Origin of the sequence: Stenotrophomonas sp. ATs4, assembly GCF_051861585.1 — a bacterium.
Lineage (GTDB): Bacteria > Pseudomonadota > Gammaproteobacteria > Xanthomonadales > Xanthomonadaceae > Stenotrophomonas > Stenotrophomonas maltophilia_AS.
The window spans coordinates 128,578-148,650 of the sequence record NZ_JBLYPK010000002.1 but is presented as its reverse complement, the minus strand read 5'-3'; the positions used below and the strand labels follow the sequence as shown (position 1 = coordinate 148,650).

Sequence of the window (20,073 nt, the reverse complement as noted above, 5' to 3'; positions counted from 1 at the left end):
GGGGACGCAGGTACACGGGCGGATTGCTGCCAGCCGGGCACTGCGGCCGATATCAGGCCGGCGGCCGGGGATGCTTCCGCACGCGTGCCCGCTCGCGGTACAGCCGGCTGTCGGCGCGCTGGAGGGTGTCGGCCACCGTCTCGCCAGATGCGTGGTGGGTCGCGCCCAGCGAGAAGGGCGTGGGTGACTGTTCGGCGTGCTGCGCATACCACTGCTCCAACGCGGCCAACCTTCCCGGTTCCGGGGCGGTCAGCACCACCATGAACTCGTCGCCGCCCATCCGCACCACATTTTCCTCCTTGCCCAGCGGTGCACGCAGGAAGGCGGTGAACTCCACCAGCACCGTGTCACCACGTGCATGGCCCTCGGTGTCGTTGATCTGCTTGAAATGATCGAGATCGAACATCAGGCACGCCCATGGCCGGTCGGTCAGTTCGTCCAGGCGCGGCAGGAAGCGTCGGTTGTAGCTTTGGGTGAGCGGGTCCTTGAAGGACATCTCGCGTAGTTGCTGCTCCTGCGCCCGCAGTGCGGTGACGTCCTGCGCATGACCAAGCACGTAGGGTGGGTTGGCCTCGTTGTCGAGCACGTTGTGGTAGGCCCAGTAGTGGCGCACCCCGTCAGCGGCGATCAGCTCGATCACCCCGGCATCGGTGTGGTTGGACGTGATGCGCGCCAGATAGGCCTTGAACGCCTCGCGCTTTTCCGGCGGCATCAGGTCGCACAGGCTGCGACCGATCATCTGGCGTTCTTCGAAGCCCAACGATTGCACTGCCGCCGGGTTGACCGAGGTCAGCGTGCCATCCAGGGTATGCGTGCAGATCAGGCCCAGGCTGTAGTGGAACAGCCGCCGGTAACGGGTCTCGCTCGCTTCCAGCGCATCCAGTGCGGCGCGCTCTTCGGTGATGTCCTGGATGGCGCCGACCAGCCGTGGGTGTCCATCAACCTGTTGCCGTCCACCGACGACCCGCGTCCAGATGGCACGCCCGTCGGCGGTGGTCATTGGTAGTTGAACTTCCCACGAGGTGCCTTCCTCGACACAGCGCTGCACCGCCGTGCGGATGATGCTGCGGCTGTCTTCGCGATAGAACGACAACGCGGTGTCGAGCGTGGGCTCGAAGTTGCCGCGTACGCCATGGATCTGCTTGGTTTCACGGGTCCAGCGGACTTCGTTGCTGACCAGGTCCATCTCCCAGCCGCCCACCCGCGCCGCCCGATTGGTGCGCTCAAGGAAATCTTCGCTGCGCTTCAGCTCGCGATGCAGTGCCTTCGCCTGGCCGACCTGCGCCATCAATGTGCTGCGTTGCTCCAGTACCTGGGTGGTGACCCGGGCAAGATGCACCATCAATTCGCGTTGCGACGGCGACAGTACGCCGGGCATTGCATCGAGAAGGCAGAGTGTTCCAATACGGGCGCCATGCGCCGAGCCCAGCGGTATACCGGCGTAATGGCGGATGCGCGGGCCGCCGGTCACCAGCGGGTTGGTGGAGAAACGCGGATCCTGGCGCGCGTCCGGTACTTCAAACAGTTCATCCTGCCGGATCGCATGCGTGCAGAACGAGATCTCGCGTGCGGTCCCGCTGACGCCCTCCAGCCCGATGTTGGCCTTGAACCACTGGCGTTCGTCGGCCACCACCGAGATCAATGCAATGCTCATGCCGGTGGCGGCACGGGCCGCAGCCACGATCGCATCGAACACGGGTTCGGGTGGGGTATCAAGCAGGTGCAGTCGGTCGATTTCAAGCAGTCGTTCGGCTTCGTCCATGGCACGGCGTGGCTGGGTGGCGAGGGCGGGTGCGGCGGCTGTTGAGCCCTACGTTAGGGCGCACGGTGTTATGTATCGCCACGACCGGGTGATGCCAACGTGAGGCGCTCGCCTCAACGTTTCTGCCCAGGACGCGATGGGCGCACCGAAACGTGACGGTGGTCGCGTACATGCCAGCGCCACGGAAAATCCACGGCGCGCGTGATGCCTATCCGGGGGCCGACGACCGGGTCGAGCGGTGGCGTTGTACCGTCGCTGGCAATGATGATCCCCTGGTTTCCGGTCACCAGGTCGGCGCCATCGAAGCTGCGGTCCAGCCCGAAGGCCTGGGAGAGCTTGCCCGGGCCGCTGGCCAGATCGTGATCACGCCGGGCAGCCGGTCGGCACTCACGCATGCGCTCCAGGCCCATCAACGGTTCGGCAGCGCGCAGCAGAACAGCGACGCCTTCGCCGATCTCACCGCAGACCACGTTGCTGCCCCAGTGCATGCCATAGGTGAAGTAGACGTACAGGTGGCCGGCTTCGCCGAACATGCTTGCGGTGCGCGGCGTTGGTCCGCGGTACGAGTGCGCTGCCGGGTCCACGCTGCCCGCATAGGCCTCGACCTCGACGATGCGCGCGGCGCGGCCATCGCTGCGCACCAGCAGCTTGTTGAGCAGCTCGGGCGCGACATCGGTGGACGGGCGCTGGTAGAAGCGGCGGGGAAGCACTTTCCAATGGTCGGGCAACCCGTCGGGCACGGCTGTGGCGCGCTTCGCAGAAGGAGCACACAGTGTGGCGACCATCAGGTGAAGCCGTTGCGGACGACGCGTCAATCCTGCCGGGGCGGCGCGGCCAGTGCCGCACGGCGGGCGGCATACACCTCCGGCGTCTGCGGCTTCACGAACAGTGCCACCAACTCCGGATACTCGTGCTTGACGGCCTTTTCGATACGGGTAATGCATGCCTCGATCTGCGGGGTGCGGCGGTCATCCTCGAACTCGGCGCTGAGCATGGCCACTACCTGCTGCGGTCCCATCTGCAGGGTGGTCACGCCGTTGGCGCGGCGCAGGTCTGGATCGGTTTCAGCGACCGCAAGGATGCGTTCGGCCACTGCCGGATGCGCTGGCTCGCCGACCAGCAGGCCCTTGGTTTCGCGCGCCAGCAGGAAGGCGGTCACCGCCAGTACGCCGGCAATGCACAGCGAGGCAACGCCATCGAGGATGGGCATGTCCAGCAGCTGCGCAGCGATCAGGCCCGCCAGCGCAAAACCGAGGCCGAGCAGGGCGGCACTGTCCTCCAGCAGCACGGTGAAGGTGGACGGATCCTTGCTGCGGCGGAAGGCTTCGAAGTAGCCGAGCGTGCCCTTGGTGCGCCGGAACTCGCGCAGCGCGACCCACCACGAGGCACCTTCGAAGAGGATGGAGATGCCCAGCACGCTGTAGCTCAGTGCATGGTTGGTGGCCGGTTCCGGCCGGCGGATATGCTGGATGCCCTCGTAGGCTGAGACACCGGCGCCTGCAGCGAATACCAGCAGGGCGACAATGAAGCTCCAGAAGTACAGCTCGCGTCCGTAGCCGAACGGATGCACCGGGTCAGGGGCCTTGCCTGCACGGCGCAGGCCGTAGAGCAGCAGCATCTCATTGAGGGTGTCGACCAGCGAATGCACGCCCTCGCTGAGCATGGCCGAACTGCCAGAGATGCCGGCCGCGATGAACTTGGCCACGGCGATGGCCAGGTTGCCGGCCAGGGCGGCGTAGATGACGAGGCGGGAACCGGTGGGAGCGGACATTTCAGGCGGTGTGGGGGCAGATGGGTGATCTTCCGGGTCGGCGCGTACCTGCGGTGTGCAGGCCCTACCTGGCCTTGGGATTGAGGTAGAGCCGCGCGCCATCCGATTCACGGTACCCCGTCCAACGCCCGCCGCCCGACGCTCGGAAGCGCCCGAATACGGTGTTGCTGCTGTCGGTCAGCAGCAATTGGTTGCCCGACAGCACCCAGCGGTTGGCCGAGAAGAAGCCATCCGGGCAGCCGGCAGGCACGTAGGCACTGTAGCCACCGAACCACTCCATGTTCTTCAGCTCGATGGTGCAGTTGCTGCCGTTCTCCTGGCCCAGTGTCCAGCTGCCGAACAGGTCGCTGTCGCGCACATCGCGGTCATCGCGCCGGCGGCCATGGCCCCAGTCGTCGTTGTTGGCGTGGACGCCGAAGCCCACGTCGATCCCTTTGCTTTCGCTGCGCGACTCGGACTGCGAGCTGCCACTGGTGGTGGTCTGCGTGGTCATCGAGCCACTGTTCTGGGTCTCGGTGCTGCTCGATTGGGTGGTCTGGTCGGTACGGGTGGTCTGTTGGCCGAAGCCGAACGAGGCGTCCTGGGCCAGGGTGGGCAGGGCCAGGCAGCACAGTGCGCACAGGCAGGTACGGGCAAGCACGGCAGCCATCGCAGGATCCTCGGAAGGGTGGGCCGCGCGAGTATCGAGCCGGCGGGGCGGGAGACGGTGTGATGATGTTTGCTCCCCATGGGGACGCAGGGAGGGCGGGGGCTCAGCAGGTGAGGGGCCTGCTGGCAGGTTTCCGCTTCCTTGCCGGCCCCGCTTTCTTTTCCTGTGGAGGGGGCGATGGTGGCACTACAGCCTTCTCCGCCTGGGGTGGGGGCGAAGGCCGCTCGGAGCGTTCATGTGCCGCGTACCAGGTGAACACTTCACTACTGGGCAAGGGCACCGTGCGCTTGGGTGAAAGCACCGTCCAGCCAGGCTCGGCGATCACCACTTGGCTCCCAAGGCGGTTGAGGAGCAGGACGTTCTCGATCTCGTTGAGTGGTTTGCCTGGACCCTCTAGTTCCCGGCATGCCGAGACAACACCGGATGCCTTGGCCATCCGGCAACCTTCAGCGGTCACCACAACACTTTGCCCGGGAAGTAACCCAAGCTGAAAGACCTTCGCAGCCCGGTCCAATGCTTCGAAGATGGTCCCCGCCAATCCGAGCAGGAACACGACCAGGACCCCCGTGATGACGGCGCGGGTGCGGAAGGGAAGCTTCCGCATCGAAAGAATGAAAAGATGTACGCAGGGTATCCCCACCGCAACCGCAAAGATCGATTCACCCTTCATGCTGGCGGCGGCGGAATGGGTTCCAAACATCACAGCGGCGATCAATGCGTAGGCGAACAGGTACAGCCCGGTAGACAATACGAAAAGTCTCGCGTACCAGAAGAACTTTTTCGACGTCGTTACGGTTGCAGTGGTGGCTGCGGCGGGCCGGGTTCCGATCACCAGCAGTGAGCCCAGGACACCAGCAGGGAGCATTCCCAGTATCCACAACAGGTAGGGATCATCCTGTGCCGTGTACAGTCCGCGCCACAACAGGTACAACGCCGTACCAGTGCCCAGCAGATAAGCGCATCTGCTCCCCAGTGCAGGTGCTATCCATCCTGGCCCGAGCGGCCGCGGGGTGGCTCCATCCGTGATGACGCCAGCTGCCTCCCATTCCACCAGTACCATCGCTGGCAGCAGACCCGTAGTGAGGACCACCGCGATCATCAAGGTGGAGAACACCACGATTGCGAACGCCACCAGCCCTATATCAGTAAGGGTCAGGCTCGGCAGATATCGGATGCGCCAGAAGAAAACGACCATCACCAGGGTGCCGAGAAATCCAAACGCCCACTTGTGTTTGTTGATCTCTGCCAGGATTCCGGAGATGACGGTCCAGAGAGGGGAATGCGGTGCAGGTCGTGTCACGGCCTTCGTTCCTTGATCGGCGCTCAGGCCGGGGTTATCGGCCTGAGCGCAAGGGACTTGAGCGGGCGCGAATCAGCCGCCGCGAACGGCGGCGCGCATTCAAGCCAATTCCTGCGGCTGCGCGCTGTCAGATACGCAGGCCACAGGGTTTCACGCATGCCGGCATCCGTCTCCGAACGGTCTTCAACCTGGCGTCAGACCTTCCACAGCACGACAGCGCGACTTGCGAAGTGCTGAGATCGCTCTTCGACCTGCTTGAACTTGAAGTGCGGCAACCCGGCGACATCCCGAGTCAAGCGGATGTTCGAATTGACGTATTCCTTCTTCTTGGACTGGAAGGGGTTGTTCGAGGCAACCACATTCAGCTCGTCCGCAATCAGGGTCATGTTGCCGATCCGATGCAGCATTTTTGCGTGTCTGGATTTCCATCCTTCGCCAAGATAGCTCGGCCAATCACCAAGCTCCTTCTTGGTGCTGGCCTTGTCTGCAGCCTTCGGAATGATGTGTTCGAGCTCAAGCTCCTCCGGATCGGCGAGGTAGTACTCGTTCTTGTGGCCAATCGCATCGTACTCGAGGACCTGCAGCGCGTACCTGGCACGATTGATCACGGCGGGCACGAAGGGGAATGCGGCGAAGGCGGCGCCGAACTCGTCGTCGTCCGGTGTGTGCTCGCGCAACGTGCGGATGGCAGTCTTCTCGTAGTCGGCGTCATCCAGGCCTGTCAGCATCGCGAAGATTGTTTCGAGCTCGTTGGATCGCTTCTCACAGATATGCCTGCGCATCATGAAGGATTCCAGGGTTCTGAGCAGGCGGATCTTGGCCTTTTCATCGAGGCTGCCCCTCCCGAACATGTCCAGCAGCCACGTGAATGCCTGGAAGGCCTTGATATCCTCGAGGTTGCCGATATGCCGATCCAGCTTGGCAGAGCCGGTCTGGCACCAGAGCAGCTTCGAGTAGAGTTCGGCAGACTGGCGAAGCGCCCTCGCGAATGCGACCAGCTTGACCTTCCGGGGCTTGCCGGTCTTGGAGCCGGCATCCACGGCATCGTCCTCATCTGAAATGGCAGCAACCCCATCCTCCGCATCCTCGTCGTCCTCTTCGTCCTTGATGACCGAAGAGAGGAATTCGGTCATGGTTTCGGCCTCAACCACGCTGCGCAGGTAGTACCACTTGAAGTCGCCCACCAGCTTGGTCTTTGAGACCTTGCGATGGAGCTTTCCAGCCAGCCACTGGCGGAAGAAGACGTCACTGTCCAGCCCGTCGAGGGCCACAATCAGCTTTCGCCAGTCATCCTTCACCTTGTCCAGCATGGCCTGCGAAAGCGAGGATGCATGGCCGAGCAGGAAATTCTTGATGATGTCGGTGGGCTTCAGGCGCAGTCCGCGGTTGTTGATGGTCTCGAAGAGCTTGTAGGCATCCTTTGCTGCGCCGACGTCCAGGCGGATGATGGATGCATTGTTGAGCAGCTTGTGGGAGAACTCGTTGAGCTCATCGGTCGTCAGCTGCTGGACCCAGGCGGTGAAGTTGACTTGGGCGCCCTTCAGTCGTTCATTCTCGACTTCCGAGACATCCAGCGAGTCCATGATGGACGTGTAATCGGAGTGATCCAGGTCGCCAAGATGGAGCTTCGGCTGGGTCTTGCGATCCATGCCCCGGCACTGCAACAGCTTCTCAAGTTCCTGCGCGGCCTCCTTGTCGCCATCCTTTTCGTATCTGCGGGCAAGCACGCGCATCAGGATGGTGAGGGTGGTGACGCGTTGCTGGCCGTCCACCAGTTCAAGGTGATTCACGCCGGGAGTGTGCGTGTCCGACAGCAGCAGTACGGTGCCGAGCAGATGCGCATCGCCCGCGGGCAGCAGGCGGATGTCGTCGAACAGTTCGCGCTGCTGACGCGGCCCCCAGGCGTACCGGCGCTGGTAGGCCGGTATCAGGAACTGCTCGTTTCCCACCGAGAAAAACTGCTGAAGCGTGAGCGTTGTCGGGGTGATCTTCATGATCTACATTCTCCAGGCCTTCATGCGGGCGTTTCGTCGAAAGTGTGTTTGCACCAACCCTCCGGGGCCGGATGCAGATCGCTATTATGCGGTTGCGTGCGGAGCACGCATGTCAGGTTTTTCCTGACATCCTACGGCCCGCCCGGGAGCAAGCTGTTGCAGAATCGAATCAGTCCCATTAGACGCTGGCTGGGCTTGTTCAGAGGCCGCGGTCGTGCATCGAACCCGTACGAGTTCGGTCCGTTGCAGCAACGTGACCGTGTGGCCGCGACCGCAACGCTCAGAGCACATGGTTGCGCGCCCCTGGGGCCAGCGAGCACGCTTGGCCCGGTATTCTCGGTGGCGGGCAAAGCTCAGGATGGAATGGAGATAGTCAGCGCCGCATTCGCCGGCGTCCGTCAGGGTTTCGGTGGCGCACCTCATCTCTTCCGGCCTGGACGGCTATGCGGATTCGTGACGGATTCTCCGTACGCCAACGGCATGGCCTGGCGCATACATCCGGATGAACCCGTCTATGGCCTGTCGATTACCGCAGGCAGCCTCCTGGAAACCGTCGTCGCGGCCTATCGGGTTCTGAGTGTTCCCGGGCTGGATGCAGCGCTTCCAATGCAGGGTTTGGTGGAGGCGGCGATGGAGTGGCCACGTGCGGAAACCTTCCTCATTCCCGGCAGTCAGCAGAGGAGGGATCGAGGCATCCGCTACGCACACTGTGGATTCCTCGCGATCTTCATGCATGAGTTTGCGCATGTGGCAAGGGGCCACCTTGGATATGAGGCGGTCACCAATGGCAACCTCTATATGGACGAGCGCCCTGTGAAACCGGCAGCCGGCCAATCCGCGATGCGCCTGTTCATCGAGTCCGATGCGGACGAAATGGCGGGAAGGCTGCTGGCGACCCGCTTTCTTCGATCCCGGCCGTCCGTCGATCCGATGGATATGAAGCAGAAGCTTTCGATCGCCTATGACTTCCTGGTAGGCATCACACTGGCCTTTGCGGCGTTCCCGAGAGCGCAGAATGCCTATCACACAGGTACGTTGCGTGCGCGGGTGATGATGGGTGCGATGCTTGAATGGGGCGGGATCGAGGTAACGATCGCCGACAAGTGGATCGAATCCAACATGCTGGATGTCCTGCAGTGCATGCAGGCGGCGGGATATCCTGCACAAAGCTACCTCTACTCTGCGGCGGAGGCGAGGGAGTTCATGACCACCACATCGGCCGGCATACGCAGTCATCAGCGCGATTGGCTCCGTTGCGCCCCATTCCAGCACGAGAAGGAAGGCCTTGCCCTGCCGGAGTGATCCGGGGCATGCCCTTCAATCGCCCGTCACCCGCCCGATGGCATCAGCCAGCAGGGCGCGCAGCCGCACCGGCGGCAGGTCCGGGTCGCGCACGGCACGCATCGCCAGGCCCTCCACCAGCAACCGCAGCAACAGGGTACGGCCGGCAATCTGCTCTTCGTCCAGAGCCCGGCCAAGGCGCGCATCGCGCTGGCGCAGCCAGGCCTGGATGGCAGCGCTGGTCTGCTTGTCATGGGTACGCAGCACGCTGGCCAGCTCCGGGTCGCGGTGTGCCTCGGCGTTGATTTCCGCGTACAGCGCCACGCTGGCGATGGCGTTGCCGTGGATCGGCAGCACCTCACCACGCGCCCATTGCTGGTAGCACTCCAGCAGCCCGTCAACCAGATCGGACGCCGCCGGCATCTCGCTGATCGAGGCCTGGTCGTGGCGCAGCTGGCGCTCGATCAGGGCCAGGATCAGGGCGCGCTTGTTGGCGAAATAGCGGTACATCAGCCCCTGGCTGATCTCGGCCTCGGCGGCGATATCGCCGATGGAACCGCCATGGAATCCGTGGGTGATGAAGCACTTCTGGGCGGCGTCGAGGATGCGGCGGCGCTGGGCCTCGGCATGGGCCGCAGCGGGATCTTCGGAGGTCGGGACTACGGCGGATTTCGGCGTCATTGCGTGAGGTCAGGGCGTCCAGAGGCGGGATAGTACGTCACAAAAGGTGTGAATGAACGGTCATTCATTTGTAATTCCCACCTCCCAGACTGCGCCGGCCTTCTCCTTCCGCGAATGAGTCCGATGCGCCACGCCACGCTGCACCGCCCGTTGCTCACCCTCGCCATCGCCGCCGCTCTGCCGGCGCTGGCCCATGCCGAAGACAGTCCAGGCGCCGACGCCAGCGCGTCCGCCGATGCGGCACGCACCGTGGTCGCTCTCGACCAGGTGATGGTGACCGCGCAGAAGCGCACCACCAACCTGCAGGAGACGCCGATCTCGGTGTCGGTGATCGACGCCGAAGCGCTGAAGGACCGCAGCGCGATCTCACTGGGCAGTCTGTCTGATGGCTCCATTCCGTCGCTGCGGGTCACGCCCTTCGCCACCCGCAGTTCGGCGCTGAACATCGGTATCCGTGGCATCGGTGCCTCCGGCGACGCCAACCAGCCGGCGCGGGATGCCGGCGTCGGCATCTATGTCGATGGCGTGTTCATGGGCCGTGCGCAGGGCCTGGGCAGCATGCTCTACGACGTGGAGCGCATCGAAGTGCTGAAGGGTCCGCAGGGTACGCTGTTCGGCCGCAATACCGAAGGCGGCGCGGTGAGCATCGTGACCAAGGCGCCTACCGGCGAGTTTGGCGGCAGCGTCAGCGCGGGGGTGTCCAACTTCAGCGGCTACAACAGCGCGCTGCACCTGGACTTGCCAAAAGTGGGCGATGTCAGCTTCAAGATCGACGCCGTGCAGGCAAAGCGCGGCGGCACTACCGACAACCCGATGCGCGGCGAACGTGACTTCAACAGCTATGACAAGCGCGGTGCTCGCCTGAGCGCGCTGTGGCAGCCGAGCGATGACTTCTCTTTGTTGTATGCGTTCGACCGCGCCTACGACGCCACCACGCCGTACCATACCCAGGTGCTGGTACCAGGCGCCTACCTCAGCCCGCTGCAGAAGGCCGGTGCCAGCCAGGACCGCCGTGACAGCGCCATCCTGGGTGGACCGCAGGAAGACAACATCGGCCGCACCAGTGGCCACCTGTTGAACCTGTCGTGGGTGTTGAATGACACCCTTGAGCTGAAATCGATCAGTTCCTACCGGGAACTGACCCAGGGTCAGTTCGACATGGGCCTGGTCGATGCGATCTCGGCCTATGGCGGCGCTGGCACGCCGTTCGGCCGTTACAGCCTGGCGCAGGTCTACCAGCACCAGTACAGCCAGGAATTCCAGCTGATCGGAAACACCTCGCAGGTGCAGTTCCTCGGTGGTGCGTTCTACTACCACGAGACTGCCGGTGACAATGCGCAGACCCCGAACATGCTGGTGTGGGGCCCGGGTGGCAACAGCTACACGGTCAATCCGGCAACCAATCCGCTGGATCTTTCGCGGGTGCGCATCGACCGCGCCAGCAAGGCCTGGACCGACAGCCTGGGCGTGTTCGGGCAGGCGACGTGGACGCCCGAGGCGCTGCAACGGCTGCACCTGACTGCGGGCGGTCGCTATACCCGCGACGACAAAAAGGGCAACCTGTACATCGTCAATGGCGCGGCGACCAGCCTTGCATTCAAGGACCGCTGGAGCCGCTTCGACCCGATGGTCAACGTCGCCTACGACCTCGGCGAGCACGCGATGCTCTACGCCAAGTACAGCACTGGCTTCAAGGCCGGCGGTGCCAACTCGCGCTCCACCAACTACAGCGCGTTCGGCCCGGAAGAGGTGACCGCCTACGAGCTGGGCTTCAAGTCGCAGTTCTGGGACAACCGCGCGCGCCTGAACCTGGCCGTGTTCGATTCGACCATCGCACACAAGCAGATGGACTTCTCGCTACCGTTCGACCCGAACAGCGGTGAAACCCGTACCACCATGGTCACCACCAATGCGCTGAGTGATGGCAAGTCACGCGGCGCAGAGCTGGAATTCAACGTGATGCCGGTGGACAACCTCACGCTAGGCCTCAACTACGCCTACACGAAGATCGATGCGCAGACCGCGACGGACCCATTCGGCGCAGGCGTGCAGGTGACCGTGCAGCCGCTGCTGGCCCCGAAGAATGCGGGCAGCCTGTCGGTCGACTACCTGGTGCCGTTCGCCAACTTCTCGGCACTGAAGTTCCATGTGGATGGCAACTGGTCCGATGGCTACTACACCAGCGAGTACGACCAGATGCTCACCGACAGCTCGTTCGTGGTGAACGCCCGCGTGGCACTGGTCGATGTGCCGGTCAACAGCACCGGCACCACGATGTCGTTCTCGCTGTGGGCACGCAACCTGCTGGACGAGCAGCACCTGTTCTACAAGATCAACAGCGCGGCGCTGGGCCAGAGCGGCATCTTCAACGACCCGCGCACCTTCGGCCTGGATGTGGCCGTCAACTTCTGATGCAACTGGAGATACCAATGAAGAATGTTCGTACCGAACTCGCCCTGGCGTTGATGCTGACCCTTCCGCTGGCTGCCCCGGCGGTTGCCGCCGGTGCACCGCAGCCCGTCGCTGCGAAGCAGGTTGCTGCAGCCAACATAGAGCCTGTAGCTGCCGATGCACAACGGGTGATCCCGCTGCAGGGCGCCTGGAACGTGCGCACGTTTGCCGGCCTGCAGGGGCACCACGGGCCGATCCCGGCCGACGCCTTCGTGCGCACCGCCGACCTTGGCCGCCTGACCGACGCCGACCGCGATGCATTGGTTGCCGCTGGTGTGAAACTGGACATCGATCTGCGCACTGCCGATGAAGAAACACAGTCACCGGACCTGTTGGCCAGGGACGATCGCTTCGACTACCAGCGCATCTCGTTGATGGGCACCGAGAAGATGGACCTGCAGAAGATGATGACCAGCTTCCCCGATACCCTCGGCGAAGCCTATGTGCAATGGCTGGGCCACAGCAAGCCGCAGTTCAAGCAGGTGTTCCAGCGCATCGCCGCGCAGCAGGACGGTGCGGTGCTCTTCCATTGCACGGCCGGTAAGGACCGCACCGGCATCATCGCCGGGCTGCTGCTGGACCTGGCCGGGGTGCCGAAGGCCGAGATCGTACACAACTACGCAATCTCTGCGCATTACCTGGAAGGGCAGCCGAAGGACAGTGCGATGAACACGCAGATCATGGCGCTGGTCAAGCAGAACCCGGAGATCGGTCGCAGGATGGCGGGCATGGCCGGCACCGCGCCGGACAACATGGAGCAGTTCCTCGCGGCGCTGCACAGCCAGTACGGCGGCGCTGAGGGCTACCTGAAGTCGATCGGAGTCAGTGAGCAGGAGATCCAGCAGTTGAAGGTGCGGCTGGGTCAGGCTGGCTGAAAGCTGCCATGCCGAAGGCAGGTGCCGGTCGGCGCCGGCACCTGCCGTGCATCATCACGGTTGCAGCGGCGCCACCAGGATGGCGGCGTCGAGCACCGGGAACGTCTGCGGTGCCTGGCCAGACGATGCGACCAGGCGGATCTCCAGCGTGGTCGTTCCACCATCGGCGGCCTTGAGTGCCTGCAGGGCCCCCAGCTTCTGCGGCAGTGGCACCGCGAACGTGGTGGGATGGCTGTGGTCCATCCCGGCCATGGTGGGTCCGAAGAACGATACAGTGCCGGCGTAGTACGGGCTGTCGGCCGCCACGGACGCGGTGCCGGCTGGTGCGTTGATCAGCACGTCGAACTCGCGCGTATTGTTCAAGCCACGTGGTCGCTCCAGGGTCACTTCGGCAATCAACTGGCGCGGGCCCGACGAGGTCAGGTGCGCACGCACCGCCTCATTGGGCACAGCCACGCGGACGGCGCCATCGGAACGTGTGCCTTGCACCAGCCGCACCGCACCGGCCGCCGCCGGCAGCGCGGTCGCCTTCAGCAGGTCGTTGCGGCCCCCGTAGACGTAGTCGTAGTCGAAGGCCGTGGTGGAGAAGAACGCGCTGGCCGGACGCTCGCCAACGGGCCTTCCCTGTGCATCGACGAAGAAGCGGAACGGCTCATTCATGAACTGACGCCGCTGATTGACGTCGATGGGCATGATCGGCTTGCCGCGGGATTGCTGCAGCTGGTTCCACACGTCCCACAGGCGGTCCATGTTGGCGTGGTGCAGGTAGAAGATCGGATCGAGCGGCGACAGGAAGTTGGTCATGTTGCCGTAAGGGCCGGGGTCGACTGCACCGACGCCGCCAATGCAGTTGTGCACCTTGTTGTGCGGGAAGCCCTCCAGTACCGAGAATTTTGTGGCGCCATCGGGTTGCACCACGTGCGAGGCAGTACGCGAGCTGGTGAAGCTGCGACTCACATCGGCGTTGTAGAACTCGATCGGCGACAGCCCCGCATGAATGGTATCGGGAGACACAGCCGAAGCTGTTTTTGCATCGAAGCCGGGGTTCTCGCGCCAGAGATAGCGGGCGCCGCAGGTGATCGCATACGCCGCATTGCCCGAGATACCGGTCTTCTCCGCGACGCTGTAGCCGGTCACATCGTTCCAGACATCGTCCGCGGTGAGATAACCGCGGAACTTCAGCTGATCGCGTTGGCCTGCATCGAGCTTGTCCCAGTAACGCTGCAGTGCTGGCCGCATGAACCGGGTGAAGACCGCCAGGTTGCGCGTATACGGCGCATAGGCGCTATCAGTGGGCGTCAGCACACCGTCGAACATCGCCGGGGGAATCCGTGGCAGCTCGGTCCAGTCCCAGTAGGGCATGGCGAACTGCGGATCACCGCTGAGCGTGCGGATGGTCTGTTCAAAGTAGCCGACATAGCCACGGTGCCAGACATAGAACCACCAGTTGCCGTGCGGGCAGTCCATCAGGTGTACGAAGGCGTTGCGGAACCAGTTACGTGGATCGTCCGCCGGCAACGCGAGCATGGCTTTGATGCCACGCGCGTAGCTGGCCAGCATGCGCTGGCCTTCGGCGCTGGTGACGTTGTAGCGGTGGTAGCGTGCCTGCGTGGCCTTGTCGATCGGTGCAGCGCCACTGGCCCAGGCCCCGGGTGCGACCAAGGACGCCAATGAAGCGCTGGCGGTGGTTGCAAGAAAATCACGACGTGTGTAGCGCATAGCCTTCCCCCTGGTGATTGGTTGAACCGCGTTGGGTTACAAATCACTGGCAGGGCCGGCGGCAGCATGGCGGCCGGCCCGACGGGGACATCCAGCCCCGCCGCTTCCACCGGCAGGTGCAGCGATGGCCGGGGTGAAAGCGGCGGTAGTATAGGCATGGCAGGCAGGACTGATCTGCGAAGCAGGCCACAGTCGCGGGTGCGTACACCTTTGCCCGGCTGAAGCTGTTCACCGTCGTCGTTGCTGCGTTGTCGATCAGCCAGGCATGGCCTGGCTCTACTCAACGGGTTTCACTCGAACAACCCGTTTCCGGTACTCATACACGTTGTCACCGCGGATGCGCTTGTCTTCGGTGCCGGTGATCCGGTCGACCTTCTGGTCCGAGCCTGTTACCGGCTGGGCCTCGATCTCGGTTTCGTGTTCGAAGGAGTGCGATTTGTCGGTGTTGCGGTAATAGCGGTACAGCGCCCAGTACAGCGCGGTTGCGCCGGCTGGACCTGCCGCCAACAGCCAGAGGCCACTGTCGTCACTCATGTCGATGCCACCAGGAAGGCAATTGCGAGGGCTTCAATGACGGTGCCGGTGGCCAGTGCCGCCAGCAGCATCTTCCATTGCTGCACGGGCACGCTGCCCATGGTTTCGCCGGTACGGCCGTTCACCGCGATGTAGTGCAGCATGCCGCCGTTCTTGCCGGGCTGGTGATACGAATACAGCCACACCGGCAGGTACATCGACACCCAGCGGGTGCCATGCACCTCCAGCTGCTCCTGCTCCCAGCGCACGCCACGGTTGTAGCGCTTCACCGAGCCTTCCACCTGCGCGCGGGCAATCGACAGCAGCTGATCTTCCAGCCGTGGCCGCAGCTTCTCCACATCCAGATTGCGCTTCTCCGAAGTGAAGCCGGCCAGGTACGAGGCGTTCCACTTCACCGCGTTCTTGGTATCGAACGGCAGGATGGTGTTGATGATGTTGTTGGTGTTGGCGCGGGTGTCCAGGTTGCCGCGATCGGCCGACGATTCCAGCGGAAGATCATCCACGGTGAAATCGACATGGCGCTCGATCTGGTAGACATCGGCGTCGTAGAGGGTGCGCTTGTTCTTTTCGCTACCGACCGTGTATTGCCGGGTCTGTACCTCGCCCTTGCCGGCCACGGCAGCGCTGACATTGCTGTCGACGATCATGTACGGCAGGAATACACCCACCACGTTTTCCGGGGTGAACTGGTCCTTGAACGCCTTCAGCGCGAACATCCGGCGCTTGTCGACGAACTGGCGGATGCGCGCGACGGCATCGTCCTTCTTGATATGGAAGGGCAGCACTGCATCGGGCACCGCGCCGTTGGCGATCTGCTCGTTGACACCGAACACATGGCGGCACCAATGGCAGCGCGCTGTCATCGTACTCTCGGTATTGACCGTGACTTCGGCGCCGCAACCGGTGCATTTGAACGTCATCAGTGCCGATGTGTCGGCATCGATGTCACGTGCGCCCGAGGCGATGACGGTGCCGCGCAGCTGGTCGATGGCTTCGCCCAGGCCGAATTCCTCCTCGACCCGCGCGCCATGCCATTCGTGACGGCAGTACAGGCAGACCAGGATATCGGTCCCGGCCTTGGGCCGGATGTCGGTGGCGCCGCACTTCGGGCAGCGGTTGAGGCCGTCCTTCAGCTCGCTGGCTGAGGTATCGATGGCCACAGGATCGGGCGCTTCCACTTCATCGCGGATGGCCTGCGGCAGCTTCGAGGTGTCCAGCGGGAAACTGCCGGGCAGGGGAGGGACATCCTGCGGTGAACCGGGCCCATCCAGCGACGCCGCCGGCAAGGGCGGCGGCGTCGAGGGCGCGGATCCGGGCAGCGGCGGTGGGCCGTTTCGGGGATCGGACATGTTGGTTGTGCGTCCTGGCGGTTACAGGCCCAGTGCCTTGGCCTTGAGCGCGTCGTAATCGCTCTGGGTGATCAAGCCCAGATCGAGCATTTCCTTGGCCTTCTTCAGTTTGGCGACCGGATCGTCGGCAGCTGGAGTGACCGGCTGCTGCATGCCGCCAACACCGAACATGCCCGATGCCATGCCGACACCGACCAGACCCGCCGCACCGCCATTCTCGCCGGCCGACTGGATGCCCTGTGCCACGCTGGCCTGCAGGTTGGAATTGCCGCGCGAACCCGACAGGGCATCGGCGCGCTGCACGGTCTTCAGCAGCTCGCGGGTGTTGGCGTCGTACTCGATCGAGACGATAGCGGTCTTGACGATGGCCAGGCCGCGGTCGGACTTCCACTGGTAGCCCTGCTCGACCGCGGCCGACAGGCTCTGTGCGAAGCCCAGCGAGTCCTGCTGCAGCTTGGTGATGCGGTTGCCCTTGCTGGGATCGTTGGTGTACAGACTGAAGGCGGGCGCCAGCGAGCCAACCACTTCATTGAACAGCTGGCTGGCGGCAGCGTTGTCCAGATCGGTGAAGTCGAACACCTGGCCCGGCTGCAGGTAGCTGGCCGGCACGAAGTTCTTCACGAACAGGATCGGGTCGACGATCTTCAACGTGTACGAGCCACGGGTAACCGCGCCGACCTGGGTGTTGAGGAAACCGTCGTCCCAGTAGATCTCCGACTGGGTGCCGAAGCGGTTGTCCGGCAGTTCCTTCAGCGAGACGAAATACGCTGCCTGCTGCGAGCCCGGCTGGCCGCCGAACTTGAAGCGCTCCCAGCTCTGCTTGATGAAGGTGCTGACCAGGCCGTCGCCGGCGAAGATCGACTGCGAGTTCAGATCGTCCGAACGCCACTCGTAGCCACCCGGTTCGGCGACGAACGCGGTGATCGCACCGTCCTGGAACAGCAGCAGGCCGTAGCCTTCCGGAACGACGATCTTCGAGCCGTTGCTGATGATGTTGGACGAACCGCTGGTATTCGAGCCGCGGCCGGCGTTGGTGCCCTGCGGCACCGCCGCGAACAGCGCGGCCGTGGACGGCAGGCCCGTCGGCACGGTGTAGAAGTCCTTCCACTGGTCAGCCAGTACACCGCCAACCGCACCCTTCACCGCCTGTACCAGACCCATGTCCAACTCCCTGTGATTCGAGGCAGGCACCATGCCTGCCGAGCTGGACTGACTATAGAGGAGCCGGGTGGCCTGCCGCCACCGTCGCCGGCAACTCCCATTCATGTGCATCCCCGGGCATATACATACCCGCTGGAACGTGCAGGGCAGTATGGGCCGCAGCCCGCGCGTTCACTTGTTCACACCGCGGTATTGCTGGCACATGCGCGACAAATGTCCGGCGCCGGTATTCACGTCATTATCATCCTTATTTTCTGGAAACTCGCTCTCCATAATCCAGGAATGTGACGGCCAGGCAATATCGGGTCGGCACAGCATCGGCAGTGCTGCCCGTTGGCGCACGACCCAGGCCTGGACCACGTCCGCCTTGCCGACCTCCAGCAGCGAAGGCAGTTCCCGCTACATCGGGAGCGGACAGCGTGCACGGCAACAGCGGTGCGACCCGTGGGCACAGCATGCGGCGTGGACGTCGCAGCATCCCGCGATGCCGCCATATCGGCCCATATCGCGTGATCGCCCGTTGCAGGTGCAGCGGGTTGCCATACCAAAGGGGAGTTTCAATGCACAGGCAAGTCAGTGAGATGCTGCAGCGCGCTTATCGGCCTTACCCGTCGTTGCCCGAGTTGCTCGGTGCATTCGTGCAGGAGCTTTGCCAGCACAAGATGCTGCGGGGCGGACAGGTGCAGCTGCAGGGCACGGTGGCAGGCACCTCGGTGGGGATGCTGCCAGCAGCCAGGGACACCGCACAGCGTGCCTTGCAACGGGTTCCGATCCGCTATGGCGGTGAAGTGCTGGGTGAACTGCATCTTGAGGGAGAAGATGGGAGCCTGGACGGCAATGCGTTGGCATTGGGCGAGCAGTTTGCCCAGCGTTGCGCGCATCTGATCAAGCGTTACGAAGCCAAGGCCTGGGCCGAGCAGGCGTTGAGCCGGCCGTTGCTGCTGGTGGGTGCAGGCGAGGCGCTGAAGCAGATGGATGAATTCATCGAGCGCGCTGCGGCCAGTCGGTTGCCGGTGCTGCTGCGTGGCGAGTTCGGCACCGAGAAGATGGAGCTGGCGGCTGCACTGCACAGCGGCGGGGCTTCGCGGCATGGCCCATTTGTCGAAGTAAATTGCGTTCACCCGCTGGATGAACCCGCTGACTGGTTCGCGCGTGCGCAAGGGGGGACGCTGTACTTCCATGAAGTCGACGAGCTGCCGGCGAGCCTGCAGGGCCAGCTCTCGCATCGCATGCGTGGCCTGCCGGCAGCGCACACCGAACCGGGCGTGGCCGGAGCGATACGGGTCATTGCTTCGACCAGCGCGGACCTGGAGCAGCGGGTACGGGAAAAGCAGTTCTCGCGTGCCCTGCTGGCTGGGCTGGAGTTCCTCACGGTGGATATTCCACCGCTGCGCGAACGGGTGGAGGATATCGGCGCGCTGGCAGCTCGCTCGCTGGAACTGCATGGGTTCAACCCCCACGTGCTGGGTGAGGACGTGCTGGAGGCGCTGTGCGCGCATGACTGGCCCGGCAATCTTCTGGAAATGGAACGGGTCGTCGTGCGCCTGGCGGTGATGACCGGCGGCCGCTGCGTCCGTCGCGAGGACCTTGCGCGTCACGCCCCGGATCTGGCGGGTCTCGACGTTGCCAACGATGCCGCACAGGACGTTTCACCGCAGAAGTCAGATCAGGCGATGACCTCCGGGTGCGCGCAGGCGGAGGTGCCGCGCACCTCGCATGAAGGCCTGCACGACGGCCTGAAACGCGCCCTGGCTTATCTGAAGGACCATGCGGCCGAGCCGGTCACGCTGGGTGACCTCGCTCGCCAGGCCCATGTCAGCCAGTCGCACCTGGGATTCCTGTTCCGCAGCGAGCTGGGTACGACCTTCAAGTTGCTGCTGCAGCAGCTGCGCATCGAGCATGCCAAGCAGCTGCTGCGCGATGGGCAACGCCTGCGCATCACCGATGTGGCGCTGCAGGTCGGCTTCGGTGACCTGAGCCACTTCGAAAAGAGCTTCCGGCGCGCGGTGGGGGTCAGCCCGCGCAGCTACCGGCGTACGCCGGACCAGTAAAGAGAAAGCCCCGGTGCAGGCCTGGGCCTGCCCGGGGCGCAGGGCGGGCGAAGCGATCGCTATCGTGCGTTCGCTTCGGAAGCGCGCTGTACGGCCAGTTCTGCGGCTTCGTCCGCGCGGCGTGCCGCCTCGGTGGCGGCATCGACCGCGCGTTGCGAAACCTCCATCGCGGCGCGGATGCCTTCTTCACTGGCGGCCATCGCGGCGTCTGCCAGCTCCTGGGCGATCTCCATCGGGGATTTTCCCGCCGGATAGGCGGGGTTGGGTTTGCCGGGAAGCGGGGTCGGGAAGGTCATCGTCGGTGCTCCTGCTGGGGATGAGGGGGGAACGCCGCCGCTGCGTTCCCCAAGGATATGGCGCAATGCCAACTGGGCATCGGCCAGGATCTTCTGTGCCTGTTGTCGGGCCGCCAAGCGTCCGGCGGCGACGGCCACGCCGGCCGCCGAAGCGAGCGCCCCCGTTGCTGCCTGCACGCCATCGGCCCCCGGTGCTGGA

16 protein-coding genes are annotated in these 20,073 nt (G+C 64.0%); 4 read left to right on the top strand and 12 right to left on the bottom strand.

The features are described from left to right. Positions 1-52: 52 nt before the first annotated feature. From ABR323_RS03835 to ABR323_RS03810, 6 genes are all read right to left on the bottom strand, one after another. Positions 53-1,762 carry a sensor domain-containing diguanylate cyclase gene (locus ABR323_RS03835; protein WP_439448287.1) on the bottom strand — a complete coding sequence of 570 codons (1,710 nt, stop codon included), beginning with the start codon at positions 1,760-1,762 and terminating at the stop codon, positions 53-55. Between the two features lie 113 nt (positions 1,763-1,875). After that, positions 1,876-2,502, bottom strand: coding sequence for a DNA-3-methyladenine glycosylase (locus ABR323_RS03830; RefSeq protein WP_439448582.1), 627 nt, complete (start codon positions 2,500-2,502; stop codon positions 1,876-1,878). 71 nt (positions 2,503-2,573) lie between these two features. Beyond that, positions 2,574-3,533: a cation diffusion facilitator family transporter gene (locus tag ABR323_RS03825; RefSeq protein WP_439448286.1), complete on the bottom strand. Its 960-nt coding sequence runs from the start codon at positions 3,531-3,533 to the stop codon at positions 2,574-2,576. Between the two features lie 64 nt (positions 3,534-3,597). Then, positions 3,598-4,182, bottom strand: coding sequence for an AprI/Inh family metalloprotease inhibitor (locus ABR323_RS03820; protein ID WP_439448285.1), 585 nt, complete (start codon positions 4,180-4,182; stop codon positions 3,598-3,600). 103 nt (positions 4,183-4,285) lie between these two features. Continuing rightward, positions 4,286-5,482 (bottom strand): hypothetical protein, encoded by a 1,197-nt coding sequence (locus ABR323_RS03815; protein ID WP_439448284.1) that lies wholly within the window; start codon positions 5,480-5,482, stop codon positions 4,286-4,288. Positions 5,483-5,676: 194 nt separating this feature from the next. Continuing rightward, on the bottom strand, positions 5,677-7,476 hold the full coding sequence (locus ABR323_RS03810; protein ID WP_439448283.1) for a DUF262 domain-containing protein: 1,800 nt from the start codon (positions 7,474-7,476) through the stop codon (positions 5,677-5,679). Between the two features lie 363 nt (positions 7,477-7,839). Here ABR323_RS03810 and ABR323_RS03805 point away from each other — a divergent pair, with 363 nt between their 5' ends. Beyond that, complete coding sequence (locus ABR323_RS03805; protein ID WP_439448282.1) at positions 7,840-8,778, top strand: hypothetical protein; 939 nt, start codon at positions 7,840-7,842, stop codon at positions 8,776-8,778. A 15-nt stretch (positions 8,779-8,793) separates the two neighbouring features. On the opposite strand, the gene ABR323_RS03800 is transcribed toward ABR323_RS03805, so the two are convergent. Further along, positions 8,794-9,438 (bottom strand): TetR/AcrR family transcriptional regulator, encoded by a 645-nt coding sequence (locus ABR323_RS03800; protein ID WP_439448281.1) that lies wholly within the window; start codon positions 9,436-9,438, stop codon positions 8,794-8,796. Positions 9,439-9,552: 114 nt separating this feature from the next. Here ABR323_RS03800 and ABR323_RS03795 point away from each other — a divergent pair, with 114 nt between their 5' ends. Together ABR323_RS03795 and ABR323_RS03790 are read left to right on the top strand one after the other, a co-directional pair. Then, positions 9,553-11,850, top strand: coding sequence for a TonB-dependent receptor (locus ABR323_RS03795; RefSeq protein ID WP_439448280.1), 2,298 nt, complete (start codon positions 9,553-9,555; stop codon positions 11,848-11,850). Positions 11,851-11,867: 17 nt separating this feature from the next. After that, positions 11,868-12,764 (top strand): tyrosine-protein phosphatase, encoded by an 897-nt coding sequence (locus tag ABR323_RS03790; RefSeq protein WP_439448279.1) that lies wholly within the window; start codon positions 11,868-11,870, stop codon positions 12,762-12,764. A 54-nt stretch (positions 12,765-12,818) separates the two neighbouring features. On the opposite strand, the gene ABR323_RS03785 is transcribed toward ABR323_RS03790, so the two are convergent. The 4 genes from ABR323_RS03785 to ABR323_RS03770 all read right to left on the bottom strand — a co-directional run bounded on the left by ABR323_RS03785 (position 12,819) and on the right by ABR323_RS03770 (position 17,527). Beyond that, positions 12,819-14,483, bottom strand: coding sequence for a tyrosinase family protein (locus tag ABR323_RS03785; protein WP_439448278.1), 1,665 nt, complete (start codon positions 14,481-14,483; stop codon positions 12,819-12,821). A 276-nt stretch (positions 14,484-14,759) separates the two neighbouring features. Next, positions 14,760-15,017: a hypothetical protein gene (locus tag ABR323_RS03780; RefSeq protein WP_439448277.1), complete on the bottom strand. Its 258-nt coding sequence runs from the start codon at positions 15,015-15,017 to the stop codon at positions 14,760-14,762. Continuing rightward, positions 15,014-16,366, bottom strand: a complete 1,353-nt coding sequence (locus tag ABR323_RS03775; RefSeq protein ID WP_439448276.1) for a TFIIB-type zinc ribbon-containing protein — start codon at positions 16,364-16,366, stop codon at positions 15,014-15,016. Before ABR323_RS03775 ends, ABR323_RS03780 begins: the two co-directional genes overlap by 4 nt. Before the next feature lie 21 nt (positions 16,367-16,387). Next, positions 16,388-17,527 (bottom strand): SPFH domain-containing protein, encoded by a 1,140-nt coding sequence (locus ABR323_RS03770; protein ID WP_100434701.1) that lies wholly within the window; start codon positions 17,525-17,527, stop codon positions 16,388-16,390. Between the two features lie 560 nt (positions 17,528-18,087). On the opposite strand from ABR323_RS03770, the gene ABR323_RS03765 reads away from it, so the two are divergent. Continuing rightward, positions 18,088-19,578: a helix-turn-helix domain-containing protein gene (locus ABR323_RS03765; RefSeq protein ID WP_439448275.1), complete on the top strand. Its 1,491-nt coding sequence runs from the start codon at positions 18,088-18,090 to the stop codon at positions 19,576-19,578. 59 nt (positions 19,579-19,637) lie between these two features. Here the strand turns inward: ABR323_RS03765 and ABR323_RS03760 are convergent, their stop codons facing one another. Beyond that, positions 19,638-20,012: a hypothetical protein gene (locus ABR323_RS03760; RefSeq protein ID WP_439448274.1), complete on the bottom strand. Its 375-nt coding sequence runs from the start codon at positions 20,010-20,012 to the stop codon at positions 19,638-19,640. Between the last annotated feature and the right edge of the window lie 61 nt (positions 20,013-20,073).